Below are 14,114 nucleotides of genomic sequence, written 5' to 3' on the forward strand. Positions count from 1 at the left end.
CCCACCAGCATTAATCCACCTAAGACTACAAAACCTCCCCCTAAAATGTTAAAGTAGTAACTTAACGACATTCATTTATACATGCTAAAAGCATTACTATAATCAACATTTCAGGAGGCAAAACAATGGCAATGAGCAACAATGATATATTAAAAAGAGTAAGGTACGCTTTAGATATAAGAGATATAGATATGGTAGAAATCTTTAAACTTGGTGGTATGGAAGTAACGAAAGAAGACGTAGTTGATATGCTTACAAAAATAAAGAGAGCGCCTCAGCATGAAGCTGAAAATGATGATGTGGTCGAAGATGAGTACGTATTAACATGCGATATGATGATGTTAGAGGCATTTTTCAATGGATTTATTACTTTAAAAAGAGGGAAGCAAGATCCGAAACCAGGACAACCTGCACCTGTACAAAGCAAAGAGAGTGCGAATAACCTTCTTCTAAAGAAAATGAAAATCGCACTATCTTTAACGAGTGAGGATGTACTTGATATATTAGATAGCGTAGGCGTTACGGTGACTAAGGGAGAACTAGGCGCTCTATTAAGAAAAAAAGGTCATAAAAATTACAAAGAGTGCGGCGATAGATACGCAAGGAATTTCATTAAAGGATTAGGTGTTAAGTATAGAGGGTAATGAATCTGCTAAAGTGGTAAATGATATAATAGGTAGAGTAGGGCGTTCGTATCCTACTCTTTTTTATTTGTAAAATAATACGTTAGGTGATGAAATGGTACATACATATTTAAGTGAGACGATTAATTTTCATATAACTTATAAGAAAAAAAAGTCGGTGCGTCTTTTTGTAGATTCGTACGGAAATGTGGAAGTGCAGGCTCCAAAGGGAACACCTGTTGAATACTTAGTCCAGTTGCTAGAGGAGAAATGGGATTGGATTCAGAAAACACGTAAGGAAATGCAAGAGCGAGCGCTTGGACCGCAGGAAAAGGAGTACGATCAAGGAGAGGGCTTTCTATATTTAGGCAATACGTATCCGATACAGATTTCTCAAGATGCAAATATTACGCAAGACAGTGCAGTACTTGAAGGAGATAAGCTACACATTTATGTGAAAGAGCTTAAGGATGAGAAAATCCAGCAGGCTTTAAAACGATTTTACTATAAGCAGTGTAAGTCATTAGTAGAGAAGAGTATTAAAGTGCATCAAAGTAACTTCAAAACAAAACCGCGTTCTATTCGTATTACAGATAGTAGTCGTACGTGGGGAACTTGTGATTCAAATCTACAATTAACATTCAATTGGAAACTAGCGATGGCACCACAGCGAGTAATTGATTACGTAGTTGTTCATGAAATGTGCCATATGGTTCATTTAAATCATGATCGATCTTTTTGGCGTCTTGTCGGGAAAATAATGCCTGATTATAAGGAAATGGAGAATTGGTTAGCATTATCTAGTTGGAAGATGACGGTTTAGTAATGCGCTTTATATAGGTTGCGATTATTGGCAATGTGTGTCGGTAAGTCGATATATTTCAAAAATCGCTGATATATTCAAGTAAGAAAAAGGAGATGTCACAGCAGACATCTCCTTTTTCTTACTTAGCAATTATCGTCCAAATTTCACAACAAAATCTTCGTCTATTTTCTCCATTTCATACCCACGATACCCCTCTGAAAGCAACGCCTGTTGTCCATCAGCATCGCTCATCAGAACGTTCTCAATCTCCGTCCAATCTCTCTCCTTGTCCCCACGTAATTCCTTCACAAACACATATCGCATACTCCCGCCATATTTCTTCTTCAGTGCAGCAACTTTCATCCCTTGCGCGAACTTATCCTTCAAACTCGGAATGTTAAAAGGGGCAACAGTGCAACAAACATAGTCGTATTTGCTATCTTCTTTTTGTAATTCGTCCATAATAACTGTAGCTAATATTTTTTGCATCCCATTTCCTCGGCTGTTGGGATGAACATTTGAGATTTCTTGATAGATGACGCGGTGTAGTTCGCTTTCTGCTATACCAATATCAAGTCCTAAATGTTCATCGTCAATAGGAGGGACGAGTAGGGCACGAAATGCGATGAGTTCGTTTTCGATAAAAGCACCGATCATCATGCCATTTCCTTCTAGAATGTATTGAAATTCTTCTAACGAGAGTGGTTGTAGGCGACTTTTATCCTCTAGCGCTGCAACTACAACGTTTTGTAGTGATAAGATTTGATCGATGTGCTCTAGTGATAGTAATGTAACGTGAAATGGCTCGTTATTTTGTTTTAATGATCCTTTGTATAGAACTGTCATGTGTTAGTCCTCCTTTAGCGTACAACGTCTTGAAAGACGGTTAGTTCTTGTAATGTATCTTCATTTATTTCAATGCCCAGTCCTGGCTTTTCGTTTAAGCGAATAAATGGTACGTCGTAATGCAAGTTTCCGATGTCTTTCGTGAACTTTAATGGACCTGTAAGTTCAACGCTCGTAATGATTTTTTTCGAGAAAGCGACATGGAATCCTGCGGAAGAGGCAACGGATGATTCGACCATGGATCCAACTTGGCATTCAATGCCGGCCATTTCTGCTTGGTGAGCGAGTTTTACAGCGGGATATATGCCACCGCACTTCATTAGTTTGATATTTACTTTATCAGCCGCGTCTAATTTAATGATTTGGCGCATTTCACGAGAACCTTTTAATCCTTCATCAATCATAAGCGGAAGGTCTGTTTTCGAACGAATGTGAGCCATTGCGTCAATATCGTCTGCGGCAACAGGCTGTTCAATCCAATCGATGTTTACATGACCTAATGAACGAAGTGCCGTTAATGTGTTGGCGCTATTTTTCCACCCTTGGTTTACATCAACACGAATCGCAATATCATTGCCTACACGTTCACGTACCGCTTCAATTCTTTTTACATCTTCTTTTACATTCGTACCGACTTTCATTTTGAAAGATTGGTAACCTTTTTGAATCATGGAAGCCGCTTCTTCAGCCATGTCTTCAGGTTCGGCGATACTTAAGACGTGAGTGACAGGGAAGTCTTCATGGTAGCGACCGCCAATTAATTGATATACAGGTTGATTTAGTTTTTTGCCCATTATATCAAAACAAGCAATATCAATCGCGGCCTTCGCAGTAGGCACACCGTAAATTGTATTGTCCATCATATCGTGTATTTTCTCAATATTCATTGGATTTTGCCCGATGAGCGCAGGAGCAAGTGTATGTTTTAAGGTATGGAAAGTACTTTCCCATGATTCGCCTGTAACGTGATCATCAGCAACACCTTCACCGTAACCGATAATCCCTTCATCTGTTTCCATTTTGACGATAATAGAAGGCATATCAGAATAAGAACCATAACTAATAACAAACGGATTGCGAAGCGGTAAACGAATTGCATAAAGATGAATAGCTGTAATTTTCATTAGGTAGAGACCCCTTCCTGTTTACAATAGTTTTGTACATTTGATATAGTTGACGTTAAATAGTCGTTAATTAATGATAAGGAGTTAGAGAAATGATGATAAAAATTGCAGTCGTCGGTTCAAAAGAGTTTATGGAGACACTTTTACCTATTGCTCATAAACTAGAAGAAATAGAGATTGATCCATATATTTACCTTCATCCAGCAGAATCTTCTGAATTATTGAAGCGCTTAAAGCCTTGTGACTTCATCTTTTTCTCAGGTGCTTTACCTTATTATATGGCAAAAGAAATAAGAGAACAATTACGAATTCCAAGTACGTATTTACAGCAAGACGAGACAACTGTCGTATCTTCCATTCTTTCTGTCATGTATCACCAAGGAATTCAACCACATAAAATTTCAATTGATTTAGTAGATCGCTCATTCATTACAAATGTGTTCCATGATATCGGTATAAAAGAAAGTCCACAAGTGTTTGATTATGAAAATATGCTGTGGAGTAAAAATGAAATAAATAGAGTTACGGATTTTCATATAGCTAAATATCAATCAGGAGAAGTTCATTTAGCTTTAACTAGTATTCACGCTGTCTATGATGAACTTCAAAAAGTAGGTATTCCTTCAGAGCGTATGATAGATCCGAAGCAATCTATTATACATGGGTTAAAAGATGCAAAAATAAAAGCTGAGTTAGTAAAAAGCCATTCAGCTACTGTCGGTGCTTGTATGATTTCTTCTTTAGAATTACGAGAAGGTTTGCTTGAGCAATTAGATGCCATTTCAAAAGCACTACATGGTTCATTTAAAAAAGTTGATGAAATGACGTTCATTTTGTATACGACGCGTGGTGATATTGAATCGATTATAAAAACAAATATGATAAATACTTTATTTGCGAGTATAGAGGGAACGATAGCTATTGGATTTGGTTACGGGAAAACTGTGAAAGAAGCGGAGCAAAATGCTAAAATCGCTCAAAGTTTCGCGAAGAATAATCCAATAGACCACTGCTTTTATATACTAACAAGTGATAAAGAACTATTTGGCCCGTTCCCGAAAGAACAGAGAGTACAAAGTTTGAAGAATGAAAACCCGGAACTCATGAAAATAGCGAAGGAAACGAAACTTAGTCCAGCAAACTTATCAAAAATTATTCAATTTAGTCAATCACATCCGTCATTGAAGTTTACAGCAGCAGATCTTTCTGAATACTTACAAGTGACTCGCCGATCAACAGAAAGGTTATTAAAGAAACTAGTTGATTATGGGTATGCTCATATTTGCGGCGAGGAAATGCCCTATCAACAAGGGCGCCCTCGCGCAATATATGAACTGAATTTACCGTTATCTTTAAGCTTCTAATTGAGCTTGTTGTTTTTTTAGTAGTTCTGCTTTTTCAATGTCTGATAGTTTCGTAATTGTGAGACCAGTTATGCCGTAAAGGATTGAAATAATAGGTACGATGAAATTCAATATAGCATAAGGAGCATATTCGAATGCGCCAACTCCAAGTGTTGCGAGTATAAATACACCACATGTATTCCATGGTACGAAGACAGAAGTTAATGTTCCGCCATCTTCTAATGCTCTGGATAAATTTTTAGAATGTAGTCCTTTTTCTGTGTATGCATTTGCGTACATTCTTGAAGGAACAACAATCGAAATATATTGTTCAGAGCAAGTAAGGTTGGTTGCAAAGCAAGATGCGATAGTAGAAGCGATAAGTCCTTTTGCTGATGTCGCTAATTTTAAAATTTGATTTACAATTGAGCGAAGAATGCCAGTATGTTCTAGTACCCCTCCGAAAGTCATAGCGACAATTGTCATAGAAACTGTATTCATCATCGAATCTAAGCCACCGCGGTTAAAGAGTTCGTCTACTAGCTTGTTGCCAGTGTCTATGACAAATCCATTTTGGAGTGCACCGACAGATGCGGAGACAGAACCGCCTTGAATAAAGACTTGTGATAAGAATCCTAAAATAATACCTACGAGAATAGCTGGGATCGCAGGAACCTTTTTAGCGACCAATACCATAACGACTACAGGTATAATTAATAGGAAAGGTGAGATAACAAAGTTTTGTTGCAATACTTGTAACGTTTGATCGATACCTTTTGCATCAATATTGTTATCGCCGAAGCTTCTTCCTAAGAACGCATAAACGATAAGAGTAATAAGTAAACCTGGAATTGTAGTAAATAACATATGACGAATATGTGTGAATAGATCTGTATTTGTTAATCCTGCAGCTAAGTTTGTTGTGTCTGAAAGCGGTGACATTTTATCGCCGAAATAAGAACCGGAAATGATAGCACCGGCAACCATTGGAGCTGGGATTCCCATACTTAGGCCAATTCCCATTCCTGCAACACCAATTGTTCCCATTGTAGACCAAGAGCTACCGATAGCTAATGCAACAATAGAACAAATAATTGTAATTGAAACTAAAAATAGCGATGGAGTTAAAAGATTTAAACCGTAATAAATCATTGTTGCGACGATTCCGCCGCCAATCCAAGCACCAATCGTTAAACCTACTAGAATAATGATAACGATAGCGGGTAATGCGAGGCGAATTCCTTTATACATTGCTTCTTCAATATCGTGCCATTTGTAACCGTAACGCCAAGCTACGATAGAAGCAACGGTAGTACCGATAATAAGTGGGACGTGAGGGCTTTGTTTTAATACAACAATTGTGACCATCATAACTGCAACTGTAACGATAACAGGGATCATTGCTACGCCAAAAGGTATTTCTTTTTTCATAAACTGCCTCCTCATTATGTATGTTTTTATTTTTTGAATTGTCGCAAAATAGACGTTATTAAATTATAATAACTAAAAACTGATATGAGCGTCAATAAAAAACAGAAAATAAGGAATGTTCTATCGTTATGAAGTGAGTGGAAATAAGTTGTCGATCGTATTTAAAAATAAACAATTGACTTTTTTCTTAAAATTCAATATGTTCATAAAAACATCTGTTTTTCATAAGTATAATTAACCTGAATGGTTTTGGAATTTGGGAAGGAGAATGTAGCTTTGAAAACATTAGAACTACAAGAGCGTTTAACTGAAATTTTTCAGCATTTACATGAAAACCCTGAAGTGAGTTGGAAAGAGTATGAAACGACAGCGTATATTACTAACTTTTTAAAAGAAGAAGGAATTTCATATAAAATATTTGATGATTGCCCAGGCGTGATTGCTGAAATCGGAAGCGGGAATCCAGTTATTGCGATTCGTGCCGATATGGATGCACTATGGCAAGAAGTGGACGGAGAATTTAAAGCGAATCATTCATGTGGTCACGATGCTCATATGACAATTGTGATGGGGCTTATTTTACAATTGAAAAATATGAGATGGAATAGTGGAACAGTTAGATTTATTTTTCAGCCGGCAGAGGAAAAAGGAAATGGTTCTTTAAAGATGGTAGAGAAGGGTGCTGTGGATGATGCGGATTTCCTATTCGGTGTTCATTTGCGACCGATCGAAGAACTGCCTTTGAAACAAGCTGCCCCATCTATTCGTCACGGAGCAGCAGGATTTTTAGAAGGAACGATTCATGGAGATGATGCACATGGGGCACGTCCGCATCAAGGGGTAAATGCAATTGATGTCATTTCTATGATTAACATCGGTTTAAAAAATATATGGCTACCACCGCAAAGTTCATATTCAGTGAAGATGACGAGGTGCCAAGCTGGTGGAGATAATTTAAATATTATTCCGGGGAACGGCCATTTTAGCTTAGATGTTCGAGCAGAAAATAACATATTATTAAATGAATTGAAGCAAAAAATAGAGCGAGTAATTCTGTCGGCTGAATCAATGGGATCTAAAGTATCGTATGAGTGGATCGATCTCGCACCAGGAGCTGAAGTGTCAGAAGAAGCTGAGCGCTTTATGCGAAAAGGAATTCTTGAAGTATACGGGGAAGAGGGATGCACTGGACCACTGTATACGACAGGGAGCGATGATTTCCATTACTACACAGTGAAGAGACCGCATTTAAAAGCTGTCATGCTTGGACTAGGGGCAAACCTACAACCTGGATTACACCATCCGTATATGAAGTTCGATCATAGTTGTATTATGGACGGAGTAGAAATATTGAAACAAACTGTATGGAAAGTATTAGAGGACAGGGGCTAGATAGCTCCTGTTTTTTTGTCGTGAATTGTCGTTAAGTCGATATTCCTTGTCGAAACGTCGATATATTGAAAAAATCGTTGATATATTTGAAGTTATGATAGATATATTCAGAAAATCGTCGATATAATTTCACGTACCAGTTAATCCAATGAAAAATGAGTCTCCAGTACATGGTGTATAATAATAAGTACCATTTCTTAATAGGAGAAAATCAATGAACGAACAATATTATGATGCAGTTTTACATATAAAAACTGTCGGTGAGCAAAAGGGCTTTAACAAGTCTATGCACTATCACCGTTATGAACCGACGCCATATAGCGGATTAGATGAACTATTAAATCAGTATGAAATAAGAAGTAGCGACCGAGTTGTAGACTTTGGATGCGGAAAAGGACGATTAAACTTTTACATGCACCATAAGTGTGGCGCTTCAGCGGTTGGAATTGAAATGAATGAAGAGTTTTATAAAGAAGCAATGGATAATCTAGAGCGCTATGCAAGAAAGGTAAGAAAAGGTAAAGATAAAATTGATTTTGAATGTTGTTTAGCGCAGGAATATGAAATTGATCCGCGTGATAACCGGTTTTATTTCTTTAATCCATTTTCTGTACAAGTGTTTATGAATGTAGTAAATAACATTTTGCTTTCGGTAGAAGAGGCGGAGAGAGAAGTCGATATTATTTTATACTATCCTTCTGAAGATTATATTTTCTTCTTGGAGAATCAGACAGCGTTTGAGTTGAAGAGGGAAGTAAGGTTGCCAGGGGCTTATGGGAAGAATGGGAATGAGAGGTTTTTAGTTTATACATTAAGATTATAAAAAAGCAGGTGCCAAGGCACCTGCTTTTCTTTACTCACGTCTATATAATTAGTTACGGATTAAGTAATCAAATGCACCTAAAGCTGCGTTTGCACCTGAGCCCATAGAGATGATGATTTGTTTGTACGGATTATTTGTACAGTCACCTGCTGCAAACACTCCTGGTACGTTTGTAGCACCGTGCTTGTCTGTTACGATTTCACCGCGAGCGCGTTCAACTGTTTCGCCTAACCAGTCTGTGTTTGGCACAAGACCGATTTGTACGAATACACCTTGTAATTCAACGTGATGAACTTCTTCAGTTTCACGATCGATGTAAGAAATACCGTTTACTTTATCAGTACCAGTGATTTCTTTCGTTTGAACGTTTTTCAGAACAGTTACGTTTGGTAAGCTGTTAAGACGCTCTTGTAATACAGCATCAGCTTTTAATTCTGGCATGAATTCAAGAACAGTTACGTGCTTAACAATACCTGCTAAGTCGATAGCTGCTTCAATACCAGAGTTACCTCCGCCGATAACTGCTACGTCTTTTCCAATGAATAATGGACCGTCACAGTGTGGGCAGTATGCTACACCTTTATTTTTGAACTCAGCTTCACCCGGTACGCCAACGTTACGCCAGCGAGCACCTGTTGAAATGATTACGCTCTTACTTTTCAGAATAGCGCCGTTTTCAAGCTCCACTTCAATAAGTTCTTTTTTCTCTAAACGTTTTGCACGTTGTAGATTCATTACATCGATGTTGTATTCTTTTACGTGCTCTTCAAGGCTTGCTACTAGCTTAGGACCTTCAGTGCGTTTTACGCTGATGAAGTTCTCAATACCCATAGTATCCATTACTTGACCACCGAAGCGCTCAGCAACGATACCAGTACGGATGCCTTTACGTGCTGCATAAATTGCCGCACTTGCACCAGCAGGGCCGCCACCAACAACAAGAACATCGTATGGATCTTTATCAGAAAGCTCTGATGCATCTGGACCGTTACCCATTTTAGCTAAAATTTCTTCAAGAGTCATACGACCGCTTCCGAAAGATTCGCCGTTTAGGAAAACTGTTGGTACTGCCATGATGTCTTTGCTTTCTACTTCCTCTTTGAATGCAGCGCCATCAATCATAGTATGTGTAATACCAGAGTTTAGAACGCTCATTACGTTAAGAGCTTGTACAACATCAGGACAGTTATGACAACTTAGGCTGATATAAGATTCAAAATGATATTCGCCTTGAATGTTTTTAATTTGATCGATTAATTTTTGTTCAACTTTTGGAGCGCGTCCACTTACTTGTAGTAAAGCTAACACTAATGAAGTAAATTCGTGTCCTAATGGAATACCAGCGAATACGACACCAGTGTCTTCACCAGGGCGATTTACGCTAAAGCTTGGTGTTCTCTCTAATTCAACTTTTTCTACTGTAATCTTAGATGACATAGTAGCTAATTCGTCTACTAGAGCTAACATATCTTTAGATACGTCGTCGTCTCCAGCGCTTACTTTAAGTAAAATATCGTTCTCCATTAACTGAAGGTATTGGGATAGTTGTGTTTTTATATCTGCATCTAGTATCATTTTGATCGAACTCCTTAGATTTTGCCTACAAGGTCAAGGCTTGGTTTAAGTGTTGCAGAACCCTCTTGCCATTTAGCTGGGCAAACTTCACCTGGGTTGTTACGTACGTATTGAGCTGCTTTAATTTTGTTAACAAGAATGCTTGCGTCACGGCCGATACCGTCAGCATTGATTTCCATAGATTGGATAACGCCGTCTGGATCGATGATGAATGTACCACGAGCAGCAAGACCTTCTTCTTCCATTAAAACGTTGAAGTTTGTAGTGATTGTGCGAGTTGGGTCACCAATCATAATGTATTCGATTTTGCCGATAGTTTCTGAGCTATCATGCCATGCTTTGTGAGTGAAGTGAGTGTCTGTAGATACAGAGTATACTTCAACGCCTAAGTCTTTAAGAGCTGCGTATTGGTTTTGTAAGTCTTCAAGTTCAGTTGGACAAACGAATGTGAAGTCAGCTGGGTAGAAACAAACTACACTCCATTTTCCTTTTAAACTTTCGTCAGTAACTTGGATAAATTCTCCATTATGGTAAGCATTAGCTTTAAACGGTTTTACTTCTGTGCCGATTAATAACATATTAAAATTCCTCCTAAATGTTGGTTTTGAGCATCAAAAAATAGTGTGCTCATAAAATATATTTTTTAATTAACTATAATAATTCTAATTCGATATTAATTATCATATAGAAGTGGTTATTTTGTCAAGAGAATAAACCAACTTTATATCAATTTAATTAATATTTATTCTCAATTGAGGTTGTTAGAGAATGAAAAGGTAGTTTTCATGTAATCGATTTTCAACGAGTATGTAAAAGAGTAGTGCGTATGTTAGAGACATGGCGTAAGTATAAATTGTTAGGAAGGGAATATTTCTTAGGAGTTGTGGATTTGAAAAGGGATTGCTTATTTCTATTTTACAAAGAATTGTGTGATAAATAAAATAAAATGAATTAGAATCTTTTTGAACAATTTATGTCATCTCAAATATATAATTAGGAAGCATATTGCAACGATATAGAAACATTGACTCAAGATGTTAACAAGATATAATAAAACCTAGATATACCTTTCAAAAAGAAGAAGATATAATATAGGATGAAAAAATTTTACCCTATTATTTTTATAGCTTTTAGAAAACGCTTACAATTAGTGTGGAGGGGAAACCATGTCTAAGTTCACGAAGTATTTTTTAATGGAAGCTAGCGATGTGATTGTGTATGTGAAAGAGAAATTATCTAGGTTTGAGGATGCAAAGGGGTTGCAGTGTAAAGAAATAGGCGATGGTAATTTAAATTATGTATTCCGCGTTTGGGATGAACAAAAGAATATTTCTGTCATTGTAAAGCAAGCTGGGCATACAGCACGCATTTCAGATGAGTTTAAGTTGTCGACGAATCGTATTCGTATAGAATCAGATGTTTTGCAGTTAGAGGAAGAGTTAGCACCTGGGCTTGTTCCAGAGGTGTATTTGTTTGATAGTGTGATGAATTGTTGCGTAATGGAAGATTTATCTGATCACACTATATTGCGTACAGCACTTATAAATCATCAAATGTTTCCAAATCTTGCGGATGATTTAACTACTTTTATGGTAAATACTCTTCTATTAACATCAGATGTTGTAATGAATCATAAAGAGAAGAAGGAACTTGTGAAAAATTATATAAATCCTGAGTTATGTGAAATTACAGAAGACCTCGTCTACGCTGAGCCATTTAAAAATCATAATAAGCGTAACGAGTTATTTCCGTTAAATGAAGGATGGATTAGAGAGCATATTTATAGTGATAAAGAGCTTCGTATGGAAGTAGCAAAACTTAAGTTTTCTTTTATGACGAATGCACAGGCGCTTATTCACGGTGATTTACATACTGGTTCTGTTTTTGTAAGAGATGATTCTACAAAGGTTATTGATCCTGAGTTTGCTTTTTATGGACCGATGGGATATGACGTTGGGAATGTAATGGCGAATGTAATGTTTGCTTGGGTAAATGCAGATGCAACCATGCCGCCCGGGGCTGAGAAAGATACGTATATAGATTGGCTACAATCAACAATGGTAGAGGTAATTGATTTATTTAAGAAGAAGTTTTTAGACGCTTGGAATATTCATGTGACCGAGATTATGGCGAAGGAAGAAGGATTTAACGAAGTATATTTACAATCTGTATTAGAGGATACGGCTGCAGTGACGGGCCTTGAGTTAATTCGTCGTATTGTGGGGCTAGCGAAAGTAAAGGATATTACTTGTATCGAGAACGAAGAAGCACGTGCTAGAGCAGAACGCATTTGTCTTCAAGTAGCGAAGAAATTTATTTTACAGGCGAATCAATATAAAACAGGTACAAGCTTTGTAGAAACGTTAAAAGAACAGTCCATGCACTATGCGAAGTAAGGGGAGAAGATGATGGAAGAACAATTAATACCAATTCAGTGGAAAGATGATGCTTTAGTTTTATTGGATCAAACATTACTACCGAATGAGATTGTCTATGAATCTTTCAAGACAGCTGAAAGTGTGTGGGATGCCATTCAAGTAATGAAAGTAAGAGGGGCGCCAGCGATTGGTGTTTCAGCAGCTTATGGTGTGTATTTAGGAGCAAAGGAAGTTACTCAAAATACGGTGGAAGAATTGATAGAGGAAGTAAAAAAGGTATGTGCATACTTAGCAACATCAAGACCGACAGCAGTAAATTTATTTTGGGCACTTGAAAGAATGGAAGCAGTCGCGACAGAGAACGGACACTTATCAATCGCCCAGTTGAAAGATAGATTACTAGAAGAGGCAAAAGAGATTCATAGAGAAGATGAAGAAATTAACCGTCAAATTGGAGAACATGCACTAACATTATTCCATGATGGAATGGGAGTATTAACACATTGTAATGCAGGTGCATTAGCGACGACTAAGTATGGTACTGCGACAGCTCCAATGTACTTAGCGAAAGAAAAAGGATGGGACTTGAAAATCTATTCAGATGAAACACGTCCTAGATTACAAGGTTCAACGTTAACAGCATTAGAACTACAGCGAGCGGGGATTGATGTTACTGTTATTACGGATAATATGGCAGCTATGGTCATGTCACAAGGAAAGATTGATGCGGTGATTGTTGGATGCGACCGTGTGGCAGCTAATGGTGATGTAGCAAATAAAATTGGGACATTAGGCGTATCTATTTTAGCGAAATACTACAACATTCCGTTTTATGTAGCAGCACCAACACCGACAATCGACTTAAAAACACCGACAGGAAAAGAAATTCCGATCGAGGAAAGAGATGCTTCTGAAGTGATTAATCGCTTCGGACAATATTCTGCTCCGAAAGAAAGTAAAGTATATAATCCGGCATTTGATGTCACGCCACATGAAAATATAACAGCGATTATTACGGAAAAAGGAATTGTAAAAGCACCGTTTACGGAGAACTTAAAAAGTTTATTTCAATAAGTAGCTAGAGTTAAAAAGGCAGTCATCATAAGCTTCATACTTAGGGGGATGTATATGTTATTACAAAAAGAAAGAGAAGAAATTGTAGCGTATGGAAAGAAAATGATTTCTAGCGGTTTAACAAAGGGGACAGGCGGCAATATTAGTATTTTCAATCGCGAGCAAGGTCTTGTTGCCATTAGCCCAAGTGGCTTAGAGTATTATGAAACAAAACCTGAGGATGTAGTTATATTAAACTTAGATGGTGAAGTGGTAGAGGGAGAGAGAAAACCATCAAGTGAGCTCGATATGCACCTTATTTATTATAGAAAGCGTGAAGATATAAATGCGCTTGTGCATACACATTCTCCTTACGCAAAGACGATTGCATCATTAGGATGGGAACTTCCTGCAGTATCGTATTTAATTGCTTTCGCAGGCCCGAATGTACGCTGTGCACCGTATGAAACATTTGGTACGAAGCAATTAGCAGATGCAGCTTTTGAGGGCATGATTAATCGTCGTGCCGTTTTACTTGAGAACCATGGTTTAATTGCAGGTGCAAATAACATAAAAATGGCGTTTACTGTTGCAGAAGAAATTGAGTTTTGTGCGCAAATTTATTATCAAACGAAAAGCGTTGGAGAACCGAAGTTATTGCCAGAAGATGAGATGGCCAATTTGGCGAAGAAGTTTGAAGGGTATGGGCAGCAATAGAATG

The 14,114-nt window shown here is 37.6% G+C and carries 13 protein-coding genes; 8 read left to right on the forward strand and 5 right to left on the reverse strand.

Annotated elements, in window-relative coordinates:
- The first annotated feature begins 125 nt into the window (after positions 1–125).
- Together MR115_RS24940 and MR115_RS24945 are read left to right on the forward strand one after the other, a co-directional pair.
- On the forward strand, positions 126–644 hold the full coding sequence (locus MR115_RS24940) for a YehS family protein (RefSeq protein ID WP_242243103.1): 519 nt from the start codon (positions 126–128) through the stop codon (positions 642–644).
- Between the two features lie 94 nt (positions 645–738).
- A complete protein-coding gene (locus MR115_RS24945) occupies positions 739–1,446 on the forward strand; it encodes a M48 family metallopeptidase (RefSeq protein ID WP_242243104.1) in 708 nt (235 codons plus the stop codon).
- Positions 1,447–1,578: 132 nt separating this feature from the next.
- Here MR115_RS24945 and MR115_RS24950 read toward each other — a convergent pair whose 3' ends face one another.
- Positions 1,579–2,274: a GNAT family N-acetyltransferase gene (locus MR115_RS24950; protein WP_242243105.1), complete on the reverse strand. Its 696-nt coding sequence runs from the start codon at positions 2,272–2,274 to the stop codon at positions 1,579–1,581.
- Between the two features lie 14 nt (positions 2,275–2,288).
- Positions 2,289–3,398, reverse strand: coding sequence for a mandelate racemase/muconate lactonizing enzyme family protein (locus MR115_RS24955; RefSeq protein ID WP_242243106.1), 1,110 nt, complete (start codon positions 3,396–3,398; stop codon positions 2,289–2,291).
- 92 nt (positions 3,399–3,490) lie between these two features.
- On the opposite strand from MR115_RS24955, the gene MR115_RS24960 reads away from it, so the two are divergent.
- On the forward strand, positions 3,491–4,762 hold the full coding sequence (locus MR115_RS24960; protein WP_242243107.1) for a transcriptional regulator: 1,272 nt from the start codon (positions 3,491–3,493) through the stop codon (positions 4,760–4,762).
- On the opposite strand, the gene nhaC is transcribed toward MR115_RS24960, so the two are convergent.
- The gene (gene nhaC / locus MR115_RS24965) at positions 4,751–6,172 is read right to left on the reverse strand and encodes a Na+/H+ antiporter NhaC (RefSeq protein ID WP_242243108.1); all 1,422 of its coding nucleotides are present in this window, start codon (positions 6,170–6,172) and stop codon (positions 4,751–4,753) included. The genes MR115_RS24960 and nhaC overlap by 12 nt on opposite strands.
- Positions 6,173–6,448: 276 nt before the next feature.
- Between nhaC and MR115_RS24970 the strand changes: the two genes are divergently transcribed.
- Positions 6,449–7,564, forward strand: coding sequence for a M20 peptidase aminoacylase family protein (locus tag MR115_RS24970; RefSeq protein ID WP_242243109.1), 1,116 nt, complete (start codon positions 6,449–6,451; stop codon positions 7,562–7,564).
- 214 nt (positions 7,565–7,778) lie between these two features.
- A complete protein-coding gene (locus MR115_RS24975; RefSeq protein ID WP_242243110.1) occupies positions 7,779–8,387 on the forward strand; it encodes an SAM-dependent methyltransferase in 609 nt (202 codons plus the stop codon).
- A gap of 48 nt (positions 8,388–8,435) precedes the next feature.
- Here the strand turns inward: MR115_RS24975 and ahpF are convergent, their stop codons facing one another.
- On the reverse strand, positions 8,436–9,962 hold the full coding sequence (ahpF, locus tag MR115_RS24980; RefSeq protein ID WP_242243111.1) for an alkyl hydroperoxide reductase subunit F: 1,527 nt from the start codon (positions 9,960–9,962) through the stop codon (positions 8,436–8,438).
- A 14-nt stretch (positions 9,963–9,976) separates the two neighbouring features.
- Entirely contained in the window at positions 9,977–10,540 is a 564-nt protein-coding gene (gene ahpC, locus MR115_RS24985) for an alkyl hydroperoxide reductase subunit C (RefSeq protein ID WP_000924417.1), read from the reverse strand.
- A 588-nt stretch (positions 10,541–11,128) separates the two neighbouring features.
- Between ahpC and mtnK the strand changes: the two genes are divergently transcribed.
- The 3 genes from mtnK to MR115_RS25000 are packed head-to-tail and all read left to right on the forward strand — an operon-like array spanning position 11,129 to position 14,110.
- A complete protein-coding gene (gene mtnK / locus MR115_RS24990; protein ID WP_242243112.1) occupies positions 11,129–12,358 on the forward strand; it encodes an S-methyl-5-thioribose kinase in 1,230 nt (409 codons plus the stop codon).
- Between the two features lie 12 nt (positions 12,359–12,370).
- On the forward strand, positions 12,371–13,414 hold the full coding sequence (gene mtnA / locus MR115_RS24995; protein ID WP_242243113.1) for an S-methyl-5-thioribose-1-phosphate isomerase: 1,044 nt from the start codon (positions 12,371–12,373) through the stop codon (positions 13,412–13,414).
- Positions 13,415–13,468: 54 nt separating this feature from the next.
- Positions 13,469–14,110: an L-fuculose-phosphate aldolase gene (locus MR115_RS25000; RefSeq protein WP_242243114.1), complete on the forward strand. Its 642-nt coding sequence runs from the start codon at positions 13,469–13,471 to the stop codon at positions 14,108–14,110.
- The last annotated feature ends 4 nt before the right edge of the window (positions 14,111–14,114 follow it).

The organism is Bacillus cereus group sp. BfR-BA-01309 (assembly GCF_022664315.1).
Taxonomy (GTDB): Bacteria; Bacillota; Bacilli; order Bacillales; family Bacillaceae_G; genus Bacillus_A; species Bacillus_A mobilis.

What these genes read in the sequence shown, in the direction of transcription:
- MR115_RS24950 (WP_242243105.1), bottom strand. Translation starts at nt 2,274, where the DNA reads ATGACAGTTCTATACAAAGGATCATTAAAACAAAATAACGAGCCATTT.
- MR115_RS24945 (WP_242243104.1), top strand. Translation starts at nt 739, where the DNA reads ATGGTACATACATATTTAAGTGAGACGATTAATTTTCATATAACTTAT.
- ahpF (WP_242243111.1), bottom strand. Translation starts at nt 9,962, where the DNA reads ATGATACTAGATGCAGATATAAAAACACAACTATCCCAATACCTTCAG.
- MR115_RS24955 (WP_242243106.1), bottom strand. Translation starts at nt 3,398, where the DNA reads ATGAAAATTACAGCTATTCATCTTTATGCAATTCGTTTACCGCTTCGC.
- mtnA (WP_242243113.1), top strand. Translation starts at nt 12,371, where the DNA reads ATGGAAGAACAATTAATACCAATTCAGTGGAAAGATGATGCTTTAGTT.
- MR115_RS24960 (WP_242243107.1), top strand. Translation starts at nt 3,491, where the DNA reads ATGATGATAAAAATTGCAGTCGTCGGTTCAAAAGAGTTTATGGAGACA.
- ahpC (WP_000924417.1), bottom strand. Translation starts at nt 10,540, where the DNA reads ATGTTATTAATCGGCACAGAAGTAAAACCGTTTAAAGCTAATGCTTAC.
- MR115_RS24975 (WP_242243110.1), top strand. Translation starts at nt 7,779, where the DNA reads ATGAACGAACAATATTATGATGCAGTTTTACATATAAAAACTGTCGGT.
- MR115_RS25000 (WP_242243114.1), top strand. Translation starts at nt 13,469, where the DNA reads ATGTTATTACAAAAAGAAAGAGAAGAAATTGTAGCGTATGGAAAGAAA.
- MR115_RS24940 (WP_242243103.1), top strand. Translation starts at nt 126, where the DNA reads ATGGCAATGAGCAACAATGATATATTAAAAAGAGTAAGGTACGCTTTA.
- mtnK (WP_242243112.1), top strand. Translation starts at nt 11,129, where the DNA reads ATGTCTAAGTTCACGAAGTATTTTTTAATGGAAGCTAGCGATGTGATT.
- nhaC (WP_242243108.1), bottom strand. Translation starts at nt 6,172, where the DNA reads ATGAAAAAAGAAATACCTTTTGGCGTAGCAATGATCCCTGTTATCGTT.